The sequence below is a fragment of the Hymenobacter sp. AT01-02 genome (assembly GCF_000961955.2).
Lineage (GTDB): Bacteria > Bacteroidota > Bacteroidia > Cytophagales > Hymenobacteraceae > Hymenobacter > Hymenobacter mucosus.
Window position 1 is genome coordinate 16702 of the sequence record NZ_JZIR02000014.1, and the last position, 13373, is coordinate 30074.

Consider the following 13373-nt stretch of genomic DNA (forward strand, 5'->3'; position numbering starts at 1 on the left):
AAGCTAGAGTAAGTGAGCCGTTTCGTACGCAAATGCCCGCAGAAAGGCTGCAACCGTGCGCGTACCAGCCAATGTAGCACCCAGGTTGCGGGGCATGGGCACGCAGGCTATACTGCTGGCTTAGTCAGGCGTTTCGGGGGTACGCTGGCGAATCAGCAGTTCAATGGTGCGGGTGTCCTCGTCGCTCCAAATTACACTGCGCACGTTTTCAAGGTCAACCACCGTGTGCCCGTCCGGCTCCCCGTACTGGGTGTAGATGGCCAGCAGCAATTCGTCTTCCGTGAGGCGTTCCACGTAGCCGTAGAGGTCGTTGTCGGTCAACATATCCAGGAAGATTAACTGCCGCACTTCCTGGGCCCGCTGCAACAAGGCCGCGATACTGAGGTACTGGTTTTCCAAGCCGTCGGGGGCGGCGGGCAGGCCGTACACAACCTCCGGGTTATGCTCCTTAAACTCAATCAGGCGAACGTATCGGTCGTCGAAGTGTCCTTGCGAAACGGTGTGCAGGCTGATGGTGCGTACTCCCGTCAGCAACCCCTGCCGCGTGATGGTGCGCAGTACCACCAAATCGGGGTTGTGGCTCAGCACATAGCCCAAAAACATGCCGCCGCTGGTTTGCAGGGCTACTACGCGCCGGTTGCGTTGGGCGCGCTGTAGCATATCCAATAATAAAGCTCCCATATAGTACTGATGATGTAAAAATGCCCGGCCGCTACAAACGGCCGGGCATCAAAACTACTCAGAGATTCTTCGAAATAGACGAGCTAGGCGGATTTTGTGGGGGCTGTTTCTGCTGCTACGCTGGCTGCCACCGCTATACTACTACTTACGGAAGCGGCGCAAACACCTTGCGGCAGGTAGCCGGCACCAAAGTCAGTATTACGCCCGCAGGCCTTGCAGTACCTCCTTGGCTTGGGCCACGTGGTCGGTAGCGCGGCTCATAGAGTTGAAGATGTATTGGATACGCCCCTCTGGGTCAATCACAAAGGTTACGCGCCCGGGCAACAGCCCAAGTAGAGCACGGGGTACCTCGTACAGCTTACGCACGCTGCCGCCCGTATCGGCTAACAAGGGAAAGGGCAGCCGGTGCTTCTGAGTAAACTTCTGGTGAGAGGCTTCGCTGTCGGAGCTGATGCCTACTACCTCGGCTCCCAGGTCCTGAAAATCCTGGTACTGGTCGCGGAACGAGCAGGCCTCGGCCGTGCAGCCTGGCGTGTCATCTTTGGGGTAGAAATAGAGCACTAGGCTGCGCCCGCGTTGCTCGCTGAGCCGGAAGGTAGCGCCGGTAGTGGTGGTGAGGGTAAAGTCGGGGGCTTGGTCGCCGATTTGGAGCATGGGAAGAAGCTGGTTAAGGCAGGAATGTAGGGCAGAAAACGCCATCGGGCCCGGAATGTTCAGCTTTGAGCGAGGCGATGCCGGCCCATCACCGCCGACCGTGCATCTTTGTTGCTCCATACACCTCCGGAGTACCCGCCGCTCCCCTCCCACTTCGCCTCCCTGCCGCTACCCATGCCTGCTACCCAGCCCCCGCTTATTGATGTTATCATTCCGGCCTACAACGAGGAGAAGTCCATTGCCAACGTGCTGGCTGAAATTCCGGCTGGCTTGGTGCGGGAGGTGATGGTGGTGGACAACAACTCAACCGACCGCACCGGTGAAGTGGCTGAGGCAGTTGGTGCCACCGTGCTTCGGGAGAACCGCCCTGGGTATGGCTACGCCTGTTTGGCTGGTATGGCGCGCTGCTTTGGGCGCCCTGCCCCCGAGCAACCCGATATTATTGTGTTTCTGGATGGTGACTACTCTGACTACCCCGAGGAAATGACGGCATTGGTGGCGCCCATTCTGCGCGGCGAGGCCGACATGGTGATTGGCTCGCGGGCCCTTGGGCAGCGGGAAGCCGGCTCCATGCTACCCCAGCAGATTTTTGGCAACTGGCTGGCTACTAACCTACTGCGTCGTCTTTACGGTGCCCAGTTCACCGACTTGGGGCCTTTCCGGGCCATCCGCCGCGAGGCCTTACAGCGCATTAATATGCAGGATACTACCTACGGCTGGACGGTAGAAATGCAGCTGAAAGCCGCTCGACTGAAGCTGCGCAGCGTAGAAGTGCCCGTACGCTACCGCCGACGCATTGGCATTTCCAAGGTTTCGGGCACCGTGAAGGGCACGCTGGGCGCAGGCTACAAGATTCTCTGGACCATTTTCCGGTATTTGTAAGTTTGAGTTGCCGCGCTGTCTGCTTCACTGTTTACCTGTTCTTCATGTGCTTTTCTTACCCTGATGCTGATAGTTGAACTTCTGCTCGTGGCGCTTTACGGGCTATGTCTGCTGTTCATCCTCAGCTTCAGCCTCACGCAATTTCACCTCACCCGCTTGGCGCGGCAGGCGTATCAGCAGCCTGCGGCGCCGGCACCGCCCGCGCCGGCCGCGTGGCCCCGCGTGACGGTGCAGCTCCCCATCTATAATGAGTTGTACGTGGTCGAACGCATCATCGACGCCTGCGCCGCCCTCCGCTATCCTACCGACCGCCTGCACCTGCAAGTCCTCGACGATTCTACCGACGAAACGGTAGCCCTGGCAGCCGCGCGCGTGGCACACTACCGAGCCCAGGGCCTGCGCATCGACCATGTGCGGCGCCTACCCGGGAAGGATTTAAGGCGGGTGCGCTACGCCACGGCCTAGAGCAGACCGATGGTGAGTTCATTGCTATTTTCGACGCCGACTTTGTGCCCGAGCCGGACTTCCTGCGTCGCACTATTCCGTATTTTCAGGACGCCCATACGGGTGTGGTACAAACCCGGTGGGGGCATCTCAATGAAGAATATTCTCTACTGACAGAGCTACAAGCCTTTGGCCTGAACGCTCACTTCTACGTGGAGCAAGTAGGGCGCACCGCCGGTGGCCACTTTATCAACTTCAACGGTACCGGCGGCGTGTGGCGACGTACCTGCATTGAAGATGCCGGAGGGTGGCACGCCGACACGCTGACCGAGGATCTGGACCTGAGCTACCGGGCCCAGCTGCGCGGCTGGCGCTTTCGCTACCTCCCCCGCGTGGTGGCCCCCGCCGAGCTGCCCGCCGCCATGGACGCTATCAAGTCGCAGCAGTTCCGCTGGACCAAGGGAGCCGCCGAAACGGCCCGCAAGCACCTAGGGCAAATGTGGCGCTCGGGGCAGCCTCTTAGTACCAAAGTGCACGCCACTTTTCACTTGCTCAACAGCTCCGTGTTCGGGGCCATTTTGCTGATGGCGGTGCTAAGTGTACCCCTCGTATTCGTGCGGGCCGATTTGCCAGCGCTACGCCCCGTGTTCCAACTGGCCTCGGTGTTTCTACTGGGCTTTGTGCCTCTCACGTACTATTACTACACCTCCTGGCAGCTCGCCGCCCACGACCGGAAGCCTACTGGTTGGTTCCTGATGCGGTTTATCCTGTTTTTATCGGTCATGATGGGGTTGTCGTTGCACAATGCCCAGGCCGTGTGGCTGGGCCTGCGCCGGCAGCCCTCGGCCTTCGTCCGCACGCCCAAGCTGGGACTAGTGCGGCGGCAGGGTCCGTGGCAGGGACGGCGCTACCACACCAGCCGTCTCAGCGGCCTTACCTTGCTGGAGGGTGGGCTTACGCTGTATTTCCTGTCTGGACTGGTGGCCGGGCTCTACTACCAAGACTTTGGCCTGTTCCCGTTTCATTTGATGCTTACTGGGGGCTTTGGTATCGTTTTTTACTACTCGGTTCGTCATCGTCGCTAAGCTGCTTGCCTAGCTATTGTATTCGCTTAGCCGAGCACCCCATGGGCCCCACGCCACACTACACCACTCCTGCTAATCAGCCGCGGCCCCACTCAAGCATGCTTTGCTGGCTGCTCGTGCTCCTTGCTGTGGCAGCCTACGGGGGCCTTGCTTACTACACCCCACGCCACCACTTTGGGCAGCTTCTTGGGTTAATGATACTAGCGTTTGGAGCGTATGCTGGGTTGTGGCGGGCTCGGCTTTCCCTGCGGGTAGGTCTAGCAGTAGCGCTAGGTGTGCGCCTACTGTGGCTACCAGCCCTGCCCGCCTTCTCCGATGATTACTACCGTTTCCGTTGGGACGGCCTATTGGTAGCCCACGGCCTAAACCCGTTCCAGTACCGGCCCGACGAGCTTCTTCGCCCGCTTTCTCTCCCAATTTCCCCTTCCGACACCGCGGCCCAACAGTCTGAACTCTCCCCAACGGACCTACGCCCAGTGCTAAGCGTACGGGAGGAATTGGGAGAACTGTACAGCAAGCTCAACTCACCGCATTACTATTCCGTGTATCCGCCAGTGTGCCAGGCTGTTTTTGGGGTGGCGGCCTGGCTTTTTCCCAGCAGTGCCCTGGGGTTTGTGGTGGTACTACGGCTGGTGGTACTAGCCGCCGAAATAGCTACGGCGGTTCTCCTTTTGGCCTTACTGCGCACCTTACGATTGCCTACCCGCCTGGCCCTCCTGTATTTACTCAACCCCTTGGTAGTGGTAGAGCTTACTGGCAATCTGCACTTTGAAGCCGTAGTCATTACTTTCCTGCTCTTGATGTTTTGGCTGCTGGGCAGGAACCGCGTGGGGCTGGCGGGTGGCGCACTGGGCTTGGCCGCCGCCGCCAAGCTCTTGCCCCTACTGGTGGTACCTCTATTGGTACGGCGCCTTGGTTGGAAGCAATTTATAGTATTTGGCAGCGTGGCAGGCGGAGTGTTGCTTCTGCTGTTTGTGCCATTCCTATCCGCCCAACTGCTATCCAACATTGGCCGTAGCCTCAACCTGTATTTCCGCAACTTCGAGTTCAATGCCAGCGTGTACTATCTGCTGCGGCCCATTGGAGAGTGGCTAACTGGTTGGAATCAGATTGCCCGTATTGGGCCTGCGCTGGCTCTTACTACGGCAATAGGTAGTTTAGCATTGGCCGGTTTAGAACGGGTTCCTTCCTGGCGCACACTATTTACAAGCGCGCTGGGCCTGCTCACGCTCTACTTCCTACTGGCCACCACTGTGCACCCGTGGTATCTCACCCCATTAGTGGCGCTGAGTATTTTCACCCGATTTCGCTACCCGCTGGTATGGTCGGGCCTGGCGGTGCTATCGTACGCTACCTACCAAACAGCGGCCTATACCGAAAATCTCTGGCTCGTAGCTTTGGAGTATGCCGGAGTGGGTGCCATGCTACTTTGGGAACTGCGGCGAGGCTCCCTAACTCCTACTGTACGGGCAGTGTAGCAGCGGCATTTTCCCCTACCGAATCAGTGGGCCGAGTGGCAGACGGAGTTTGGGGCCAGTAGCGTAGCGCCGTACTTGCTTCAAGGACAAGGTGCGGCCGTCCCAAGTAGTTTGCCGCAACAGCAGGTTAGGATATTCCTTGGCAAACCAGTATACGTTCTGCTTCTGCGGGGCCAGGGCAACAATTACCCGCCAGGCGGGCTGGGGCGCATCGGTGGTGAGGGCTTCTTCTACCCGTATGCGAGCTTGGTACAGCACGGGCACGTTGGCTTGGCTGGTTTGCTGTAGCTCGTAGATAGGCGATGTGAAGCTAAGGTTGGGAGCAAAACGCAGGCTGCGCAACGTGTAGGGCAGCGCATCTTCAAATAGCACTTCGCGGCGTAGCTGGCGCCGCCCGGCCCCCTGCCCATCCCAATAGGAGTTATAGGCTTGGGTATACTGGAGCCCATCATCGGTAATAGCCTTAAAGGTATTGCCACACCACTCCTGCGACGAGGTGGTGAGTTTGTGCAGCATGGCCGGCTGGTCGCGCCGGAAGAATAAGGAGGTTAGAAAATGGTAGGGGTAGCTGTCGGTTGGGATGGCGCAGAACTGGTTTACTTTCATCACCGGAAAGTTGTCCTTACGCTGGTAGTCGTCGGTCTTGACGTTGTAGTGCTGGTTGAATTCCTCCTTAACCGTAATTTGCGTGTGCTCGAACTGGCGGGGCTCACCATCTACTACCCGAGTGGCGGCATAGGTTGCTACTTCGGCCTTGCCGTCCTCCCACAGCCTATCCATGGCCCACTGCTGCCGAAATACGCCCCCACGGTGCGTCAGCACGTTGTCGGTAGGTACGTATGGTTTTGGCGCTACTTTCTTTTTGCTGTCGGAAGAGCAACCCGCCAGGCACGTAGCTACTACTACACTACCAAGAAGGGCCACATGTGAGGGAAGGTACATACGCAGAATAGACGGCAGTAGGAATACTGCCCCCTAACATACGCGTAAACTGCACCCCAGTGTTGCACCCAACTTACGTACCCGCACCGCGCCAGGCAGCCAAATCAGCGGCCGTGTCCACGTCTCGCAACTCGGGGAGCAAATGAACCTGGAGGTGTAAGCGAGTAGCATCCGCCAGCGTATCATGGAGCACCGAATCGGTACTCCATTGCTTATGCAAGAACAAATCGGGCCACAGCTGCTTCATTCCCAGCAGGTAGTAGCCGCCGTCCGTAGCTGGGCCTAGCACAAAATCGTGGGTGGTAAGGGCCGCGTACGCTTCCGTGAGGTGAGCCGTAGTAAGGCCCGGGCAGTCGGTACCAATGATAACAACTTGGGTGGCACCCTCGGAAAAGGCGTGCGCAAACGCCGTGTGCATACGGTGGCCTAAGTCGCCGGAGGGCTGGGGCCGCGCTTCATACCCCTGCCAGGGGTCGGTGCGGTCGGCGGTGGGACCTGCTTCGGCTAGCCACAGCCATTTGCGGGCAAAAACTGGCGCGGCCACTGTCTGGGTGTGCGCCAGCAATTCCCGGTATACAGCTAGGGCGGCTTCATCTCCAATTCCGGCAGCTAGGCGGGTTTTCACTCGCCCTAGCTCGGGGTAGCGGGCAAACATCAACAGGTGTTTCATATAAACAAAGCCGCCTACTCGTAAGCCGCTGTTCCACTTTTGAGCCAGGGCCGCCACAACACCGAGTACGGATGCACCTTCGTAGTAACGCCCTGACTATTGTAAACCGGAAGACCGTCGTTTACCCACTGAAAGATGCCGCCGTACAAGTTTTGCACGTTCTGAAAACCCAGGGCGCGCAACTGGCTCCTACTTGCTCGCTTCGGGCCCCTACGCTACAGTACACCACCACGGGGCGCGTACGCGGCACGTTCTGAAAGTCGGTGGCTTTAAAGGAATCAAAGTCTACTAGTTGGGCGCCTTGCAAGTGGCTTACCTGGTACTCGGCGGGAGTACGCGTATCCAGTAGCAACACGCTGGTTGGTGCTTGGCGCAGAGTAGTAGCAAGCGAGGCGGGCCGCACGGTGGGCACCGTCTGCTTGTACAACACGCTCAACATTCGGTCGTAAGCCGTCATGGTCAGCTCTTTTCCAGTAGGTTTCTGCCCGCAAGCGCCAGTGCTTAACGCGACTAGCAATAGCATGGCTCCCACCACGCGGGGTCCGGTTCTAGTTCTGTATTTCACGACTTTCGTAGTCAATCGTCTCTATTTGCGCCTCGTGGGCTTCTCCCCACATGCAGGGTCGCTCCGGCCGGGTTACTTACTCCGGCTTACTTCACGAGAACACCACCCATGCTGCGGCAAGTTTCTACTGCGCGTGGCGAGGTGCTATAAAAGGCGGCTAGCTCGCAAGGGCTGGGAGCAGAAGAAATAACTTCATTCCAAGCCAGCGGCGGCGAGCGACGGTGCGCAACAACGTTGTGTGGCGTTGACTGTCACCCGCCGCGCTCTGCTCACATGGTCATTTCTTTGGTCTTATTCATCATCTGTACGCCATGCACTAGTACAGCACCACCTTTGATGGCGGCGGCTACGTGCACTGCCTCCATCATCTGAGCCTCATCGGCGCCTTTTTGTAGGGAGTCCGAGGTGTAGGCATCAATGCAGTAGGGACATTGCACGGCGTGCGCCACGGCCAGGGCAATAAGGGCTTTTTCGCGTTCCGTGAGGGCTCCTTCCTTAAACACTTCCGCGTAGTAAGAGAAGAACTTGTTGCCCATTTCGGCTTGCCACTCGGTGATGTTACCAAATTTAGCTAGGTCGGCGGGGTTATAGTAGGTGCTTTTTTCCATGAGGATAAGGTTATCGAACGCTACGCGGAGTCAGAAATGAATGTGTGAGTGGAAAAGAAAAAGGGTTGGGAAGTCTATACTTGGCCAAGGACTACGCTGGCGTGCGGCGCACCCGAATGCGCACATGGGCCCCATCCTCGCTAGTAGTAGGCTCCACTTCAATCTGGTCGGCTTCGTCGTAGTACTTGGCCACGCCCCGCACAATGCCTACCGCCAACGCGCCCATGCGCCGCTCCGAGACGTAGTCAATTAGCAGTTCGTTCTGCGAGAGGCGCGTTACGTGCAGTACGGGCGGGGAGTTTTCTACGTGCTCGGCACGCACCTGCCGATGCATGGTTCCCTCTGTATGCTCTAGCATATCAAGCGTAGTCCAGTTCGGCTGCAGCAGGCGTTGGTACATGTACATCAGGTCGGGCACGAGGTATTCCCCAAACTTTTCCTGTAGCTCGTGAGCAGGAATGCCCGTCATCTCGGCGGCATGCCCTACCAGCGCATACATGTGCTCATCGGGGTACACATGCTTATGGTCAAACTGTTCCGCAGTTAGGCCTGCCCGTTCTACTAGCCGTACCCATGTACTGTGGTCGTACTGGGTTTGAACGTAGCGCTTTAGAAGAGAAAATATGGTTCCGTGCACGGCAGAGCAAGCAATTGTGATGGTACGGCAAGCACCTCATCCTGACCAAAAATAAGAAGAGCGGACCATTCCACGTGGTCCGCTCTTCTCCTTACTCAACAGTAGGCTTAGATGTTGCCTACCACCGTCATGGTGCTCAGCGTGGGTGTGGGGCTACCACCCGCGTCTTCCACCGTTACAGCAAAGGCCTGCGCGCTGGCAATGTCCTTCATCTGCTGAATAGTGTCGCCAGCGGTTGTGTTAGCGGCCAGCACACCGGCATCCACCGGCTTGCCATTGTCGAGGGCCCAGAGCTGATACTGCTTGCCGGCAGGCAGAGCAGGCAGGTTGCGCACATCCATGTACACGGCTTTGGTCCGCGCGTTGTAGTATACTCGGGCCAGCGCATCAGGGGCTTTGGGCGTACCCTTCAGTTCTACTGGCTGGAACTGCTCGTCGCGCAGAATGGAGAGCTGACGAGCCCGCTCATCGCTTTCTCGTAGCGTAGCCTGTTGGGTAGCGGCGTAGCGAGACTGCTCCGTTTGGGCTACTTCCAAGTTGGCTTCGGTTTCACGAAGGCGGTTGTACAATAAGAAATTTCCCAGAGCACTCAGCACCAGTAGGGCCACGGAGGCCGCTACCAACCACCGAGTACGCCCGGCCGCAGAAGTGTCGGCCACAGGCATCTGGCGGACTACAGCCTCGTCGCTCGCGGCAGGTGCTGGCGCGGCGGCGGGGGCTGACGTCACCGTCATAGGCGAAACAGGAGCCTCCTGCTTCTGAATGGCTTGTTGCCACCCGGTGAGCACCCGTTCCCGCATTCCGGACGGCGGGGTTACGGCGTGCGCCTGGGCATAGGCATCAAGGCCATGCATGATTTCGTCCAGTTCCTGCCGAATTTCGGGATGCTGGGCGGCCAGCCGCTCCACATCTGTGCGGCCAGCGTCATCGAGTACACCCAAGGCATACTCCTCAAGGATACCCGATTCGATATATTCCTGAATGTTCACGATTACCGAATCAGTTTAGAAAGTACTTTAATAGCCGCCCGGGCACGGGTTTTCACCGTTCCCAGGGGAAGATTGAGTTCTTCTGCCACTTCGCTTTGGGTAAAACCACCAAAATAAAGCAGGTCAACAATTTGCCGCTGCTCCGGATTCAGCTGGCGCGTCATTTCCTGCAGACCAATGTGCTCAGGCCGAAACGTGGGTTCGGCGGCCTGGCGCAGCGCTGCACTTTCCTCTATTGGCTGCGTACGACTACCTACGCGGTACTGTCGAGACCGGATTTTGTCGATGGCTAAATTTCGACACACATTCATTACCCACGTAAACAAACGCCCTTTTCCGGCGTCGTAGGAGGGAAATGCATGCCATATTTTTACCATGGCTTCCTGCAACACATCCTCGGCTAGCTCCTCCTTCTTGACGATTCGCAGAATCACACCGTAGAGGGCCGAAGAGTACTTGTCGTAGAAGATGGTCATGGCTCCCTCATCCCGGTCGCGCAGGCGTTGCACGAGCAGGTCTTCGGTGGCAGGAGCAGTAGACTCGGGAGTAGTAGCAGACACAGGCAGCAACTAAGAGAAACAAGGTGCGTAGAAAAAAATGCCTTGCGGATGGGACGAAAGTACACTATTCGCCTTTATTCCGGCGCACGGCAAACCAAAATGTACTACCACAGAATGCGGCCCTTGTGCTACGAACTGCACTAATACGATGTTGCACGTAGCATTGCCGGGCTAGTGCTGCCCGTAGCCAACTAGCCGTAGCACGTGCTACCTACCCGGCAAGTCCTGCCGCCTTCTTCCTTCCCCGATTTACTTTATGGCAATTGAATCCTTCAACCCTCACACAGGACGCGTAGAGCGCCGCTTCCGGGCATTTAGTTGGTCGAAAACAGAACAAGTGCTTGCTCAGGCTCACCGGGCGTTCAGCACCTGGCGCACTACCTCCTTTGCTCATCGAGCCGAGCGTATGCACCGCGCTGCCGACTTACTGCGGGAGCGTCAGCAAGAACTGGCACACCTCATGGCCGTGGAAATGGGCAAGCCCGTAGTGGACGGTCGCGCAGAAATAGAAAAGTGTGCCCTGTGCTGCGACTATTACGCCGACCATGCTGAGCAGTTCTTGGCCGATGAGGAAATAAAAACGGAAGCCCAGCACAGTTTTATCGCCCACGAGCCCATTGGGGTAGTGCTGGCCGTGATGCCTTGGAACTTCCCCTTCTGGCAAGTAGTCCGGTTTGCGGCTCCGGCCCTCATGGCGGGCAACGTGGGCTTGCTAAAGCACGCCTCCAACGTACCACAGTGCGCCCTGGCGCTTGAGAAGATTTTCCATGATGCAGGCTTTCCGCCCGCTACCTTCCGAACCCTACTTATCGGCTCCGACTTGGTAAGTAAACTTATTGAGGATGACCGAGTGCGGGCCGTAACCCTTACCGGCTCGGAACCGGCCGGCGCGCAAGTGGCTGCCACGGCAGGCCGGGAAATCAAGAAAACAGTGCTGGAGCTAGGTGGCTCCGATGCCTTTATTGTGCTGGCCGATGCAGACCTAGAACTGGCCGCCAAAACGGCAGCTCAGGCCCGCATGATTAACTCCGGCCAAAGCTGCATTGCCGCTAAGCGGTTCATCGTCGAGAAATCTATCCTAAAAGAGTTCGTTGCCAAGATGAAAGCCCACTTGTTGGCTTTTCGCCCCGGTGACCCCCTCGACGAAGCTACCCAATATGGCCCCCTTGCCCGCCCCGACTTAGCCGATGAGCTAACCCAGCAAGTGGAGGACTCCGTGAAGCAAGGCGCCAAAGTAGAACTACCCGGCGGCCAAAGTGAGCCGGGCACCGCCCTGTTCCGCCCCATGATACTAAGCCGGGTGAAGCCGGGGCAGCGCGCCTACGTGGAGGAGTTCTTCGGGCCAGTGGCTATCATTCTAGAAGCCAAAGACGCCGACGATGCCATCCGTCTCGCCAACGACTCGCGCTTCGGCCTGGGGGGCTCTGTTTGGACCCGCGACGCAAAGCGCGGGCAAGAGCTGGCGCGCCGCGTAGAAGCCGGGGCTGTTTTTGTAAACAGCATGGTAAAGTCGGCGCCGGAGATGCCGTTTGGAGGCGTCAAGAAGTCAGGCTATGGGCGTGAGCTTTCCCACTTAGGTATCCGGGAGTTTGTCAACCAGAAGTCTATTTGGGTGGCGAAGGAAGAGAAGCCCGAAGCCAAGAAAAAAGTGGAGTAGCCCTTCCCAAAGACGAGTGCCACAACAGCCGCCTAGTTTTCTGCCTCCATTGAGGGCGGAAGACTAGGCGGCTGTCTTTTGCTTTTCCCCACTAGGCCTTCCAACCCCACTCCCGCCAAGATACCTACCCCGTAACACGCCAGATCGGACCACAGAAAGCCGTGCCCGAGAACTAAGGCGCCCAGCCTAGTAGCCCGCAACTGCATAAGCCAGGGGGTATGGCAAAGCTGGCTTAGCTCAATGGCTAATGCAAACCCAGCCGCTACCCCTACCACTCGCCAACTAGACCAGCGCGGCCACCCTAAGCCTACCAACCAAAACACCAGCAAGGCCCACAGCGCGTCGCCGGCGTAGGCACCGGTAAGGCCACAGCATACCGGCGCGAAGCCAGACCGAGCCCCATTGTAAGCAATAGCAGCAGGACGTAGACAAACCTATTTCTTTGCAGCACGCAAGTAAAGTTGGTGGATTTGGGATTACCCGTTTACTTTGTAATTCAAAGTTATTTGAAAACATATTAAAACAAGTTACAAGCAGGCACCTACCCGCGGCTTACGCTGTTGCTGGGCTACCTAATCGCATACCTGCATGGAATACTTCGTAGCAAAACAGTCAGTCGTTCGTACTATTTGGGGTAAGGCAGATACCGTGCTGTTCATCTTTGCCGGGGCAGCGGCCGAGTTTGCCGTAAATAAGGCAGTAGATTGGCTATACTTCACCGGCCGCTTACCAGCCGACCCATTGGCCCGCTTGTTCTCTACCGTGGAATACGCACGCCAAATTGTGTTTGCCGACCGCATAGGGGCCGAACGGGCCATTGATACTATTGCGGCCATTCACGGGGCAGTGGAGGCCAAGCGTGGCCAGAGCATTCCAGCCTGGGCCTACCGCGACGTTCTGTACATGCTCATTGATTATTCTATCCGAGCGTTTGAGCTACTGGACCGGCCGCTTACTGAGCCAGAGCGCACGGAAGTATTTGAGGTATTCTGCCGGGTAGGGCAGCGCATGGGTATTCCCGAACTACCTACTACCTACCCCGCCTGGCTAGCCGACCGGGAGCATCATCTAGCCCAGGACTTAGTGCACAGCCGCTTTACTACCGACTTGTACCACCAGTACCGTAAGCACCTAGGTCCGGTGCGCTATCAACTGCTGCTACAGGGCCAGCGACTGGTAGCGCCCCCGCTGGTACTTAACCTCTTGCAACTACGCGGGCCGTCCTGGCTACAGTCGGTAGTGCCCCTCTACCGCCACACCCAGCACTTGGCCCTCAGTAAGTGGGTAAAGACCAGCTTGCTGCCACCTACCTACCGGGCCCAAATTCAGGCACTGGACCTGGAGCCTGCGCCCGTCAGAGCACGGGCAGCGTAAGCCCGCCAAGGCTAAGCATCGACTGTGCTGGCACCTATTAGCGGCCACCTCAGAACCCAAAAAAATACGGGCAAAATCGCATGTTTTTTAAGCGCTACCGAGCGCTACGGCAACCCCGCTACCCCGCTTCTGTGAGCCGAGGTAGCG

16 protein-coding genes are annotated in these 13373 nt (G+C 57.8%); 6 read left to right on the forward strand and 10 right to left on the reverse strand.

Annotated elements, in window-relative coordinates:
• Nucleotides 1-120 precede the first annotated feature (120 nt).
• The gene (locus VI25_RS04990; protein WP_055562324.1) at nt 121-681 is read right to left on the reverse strand and encodes a hypothetical protein; all 561 of its coding nucleotides are present in this window, start codon (nt 679-681) and stop codon (nt 121-123) included.
• A 198-nt stretch (nt 682-879) separates the two neighbouring features.
• Nucleotides 880-1335 (reverse strand): peroxiredoxin, encoded by a 456-nt coding sequence (locus VI25_RS04995; protein ID WP_045688558.1) that lies wholly within the window; start codon nt 1333-1335, stop codon nt 880-882.
• Between the two features lie 174 nt (nt 1336-1509).
• Here VI25_RS04995 and VI25_RS05000 point away from each other — a divergent pair, with 174 nt between their 5' ends.
• From VI25_RS05000 to VI25_RS05010, 4 genes are all read left to right on the forward strand, one after another.
• Nucleotides 1510-2217 (forward strand): glycosyltransferase family 2 protein, encoded by a 708-nt coding sequence (locus tag VI25_RS05000; RefSeq protein ID WP_045688557.1) that lies wholly within the window; start codon nt 1510-1512, stop codon nt 2215-2217.
• Between the two features lie 63 nt (nt 2218-2280).
• Nucleotides 2281-2682, forward strand: a complete 402-nt coding sequence (locus tag VI25_RS28295) for a hypothetical protein (RefSeq protein WP_316934259.1) — start codon at nt 2281-2283, stop codon at nt 2680-2682.
• Nucleotides 2683-2702: 20 nt separating this feature from the next.
• Nucleotides 2703-3746, forward strand: coding sequence for a glycosyltransferase (locus VI25_RS05005; RefSeq protein ID WP_316934264.1), 1044 nt, complete (start codon nt 2703-2705; stop codon nt 3744-3746).
• 41 nt (nt 3747-3787) lie between these two features.
• A complete protein-coding gene (locus tag VI25_RS05010) occupies nt 3788-5224 on the forward strand; it encodes a glycosyltransferase 87 family protein (protein WP_152981494.1) in 1437 nt (478 codons plus the stop codon).
• A 15-nt stretch (nt 5225-5239) separates the two neighbouring features.
• Here VI25_RS05010 and VI25_RS05015 read toward each other — a convergent pair whose 3' ends face one another.
• The 7 genes from VI25_RS05015 to VI25_RS05045 form a co-directional block, all read right to left on the reverse strand.
• Nucleotides 5240-6166, reverse strand: a complete 927-nt coding sequence (locus VI25_RS05015) for a hypothetical protein (protein WP_055562326.1) — start codon at nt 6164-6166, stop codon at nt 5240-5242.
• Nucleotides 6167-6239: 73 nt separating this feature from the next.
• A complete protein-coding gene (locus tag VI25_RS05020) occupies nt 6240-6836 on the reverse strand; it encodes a TIGR04282 family arsenosugar biosynthesis glycosyltransferase (protein WP_045688575.1) in 597 nt (198 codons plus the stop codon).
• Between the two features lie 121 nt (nt 6837-6957).
• Nucleotides 6958-7401: a rhodanese-like domain-containing protein gene (locus tag VI25_RS05025; RefSeq protein WP_236704891.1), complete on the reverse strand. Its 444-nt coding sequence runs from the start codon at nt 7399-7401 to the stop codon at nt 6958-6960.
• A 269-nt stretch (nt 7402-7670) separates the two neighbouring features.
• Entirely contained in the window at nt 7671-8009 is a 339-nt protein-coding gene (locus VI25_RS05030; RefSeq protein ID WP_045688555.1) for an arsenosugar biosynthesis-associated peroxidase-like protein, read from the reverse strand.
• A gap of 91 nt (nt 8010-8100) precedes the next feature.
• Nucleotides 8101-8646: a heme NO-binding domain-containing protein gene (locus VI25_RS05035; RefSeq protein WP_045688554.1), complete on the reverse strand. Its 546-nt coding sequence runs from the start codon at nt 8644-8646 to the stop codon at nt 8101-8103.
• 107 nt (nt 8647-8753) lie between these two features.
• Nucleotides 8754-9635 (reverse strand): anti-sigma factor domain-containing protein, encoded by an 882-nt coding sequence (locus VI25_RS05040; RefSeq protein WP_045688553.1) that lies wholly within the window; start codon nt 9633-9635, stop codon nt 8754-8756.
• Between the two features lie 2 nt (nt 9636-9637).
• The gene (locus VI25_RS05045) at nt 9638-10195 is read right to left on the reverse strand and encodes an RNA polymerase sigma factor (RefSeq protein WP_089331744.1); all 558 of its coding nucleotides are present in this window, start codon (nt 10193-10195) and stop codon (nt 9638-9640) included.
• Nucleotides 10196-10451: 256 nt separating this feature from the next.
• On the opposite strand from VI25_RS05045, the gene VI25_RS05050 reads away from it, so the two are divergent.
• Nucleotides 10452-11852: an NAD-dependent succinate-semialdehyde dehydrogenase gene (locus VI25_RS05050; RefSeq protein ID WP_055562327.1), complete on the forward strand. Its 1401-nt coding sequence runs from the start codon at nt 10452-10454 to the stop codon at nt 11850-11852.
• A 32-nt stretch (nt 11853-11884) separates the two neighbouring features.
• Here VI25_RS05050 and VI25_RS28805 read toward each other — a convergent pair whose 3' ends face one another.
• The gene (locus VI25_RS28805; RefSeq protein WP_410503428.1) at nt 11885-12175 is read right to left on the reverse strand and encodes a DUF2809 domain-containing protein; all 291 of its coding nucleotides are present in this window, start codon (nt 12173-12175) and stop codon (nt 11885-11887) included.
• A 265-nt stretch (nt 12176-12440) separates the two neighbouring features.
• Here VI25_RS28805 and VI25_RS05060 point away from each other — a divergent pair, with 265 nt between their 5' ends.
• A complete protein-coding gene (locus VI25_RS05060; RefSeq protein WP_045688551.1) occupies nt 12441-13226 on the forward strand; it encodes an oxygenase MpaB family protein in 786 nt (261 codons plus the stop codon).
• The last annotated feature ends 147 nt before the right edge of the window (nt 13227-13373 follow it).

Coding starts and splice junctions, on each gene's coding strand:
- VI25_RS05050 (WP_055562327.1), top strand. CDS start 10,452: ATGGCAATTGAATCCTTCAACCCTCACACAGGACGCGTAGAGCGCCGC.
- VI25_RS05060 (WP_045688551.1), top strand. CDS start 12,441: ATGGAATACTTCGTAGCAAAACAGTCAGTCGTTCGTACTATTTGGGGT.
- VI25_RS05015 (WP_055562326.1), bottom strand. CDS start 6,166: ATGTACCTTCCCTCACATGTGGCCCTTCTTGGTAGTGTAGTAGTAGCT.
- VI25_RS28295 (WP_316934259.1), top strand. CDS start 2,281: ATGCTGATAGTTGAACTTCTGCTCGTGGCGCTTTACGGGCTATGTCTG.
- VI25_RS05030 (WP_045688555.1), bottom strand. CDS start 8,009: ATGGAAAAAAGCACCTACTATAACCCCGCCGACCTAGCTAAATTTGGT.
- VI25_RS05000 (WP_045688557.1), top strand. CDS start 1,510: ATGCCTGCTACCCAGCCCCCGCTTATTGATGTTATCATTCCGGCCTAC.
- VI25_RS05010 (WP_152981494.1), top strand. CDS start 3,788: ATGGGCCCCACGCCACACTACACCACTCCTGCTAATCAGCCGCGGCCC.
- VI25_RS04995 (WP_045688558.1), bottom strand. CDS start 1,335: ATGCTCCAAATCGGCGACCAAGCCCCCGACTTTACCCTCACCACCACT.
- VI25_RS04990 (WP_055562324.1), bottom strand. CDS start 681: ATGGGAGCTTTATTATTGGATATGCTACAGCGCGCCCAACGCAACCGG.
- VI25_RS05020 (WP_045688575.1), bottom strand. CDS start 6,836: ATGAAACACCTGTTGATGTTTGCCCGCTACCCCGAGCTAGGGCGAGTG.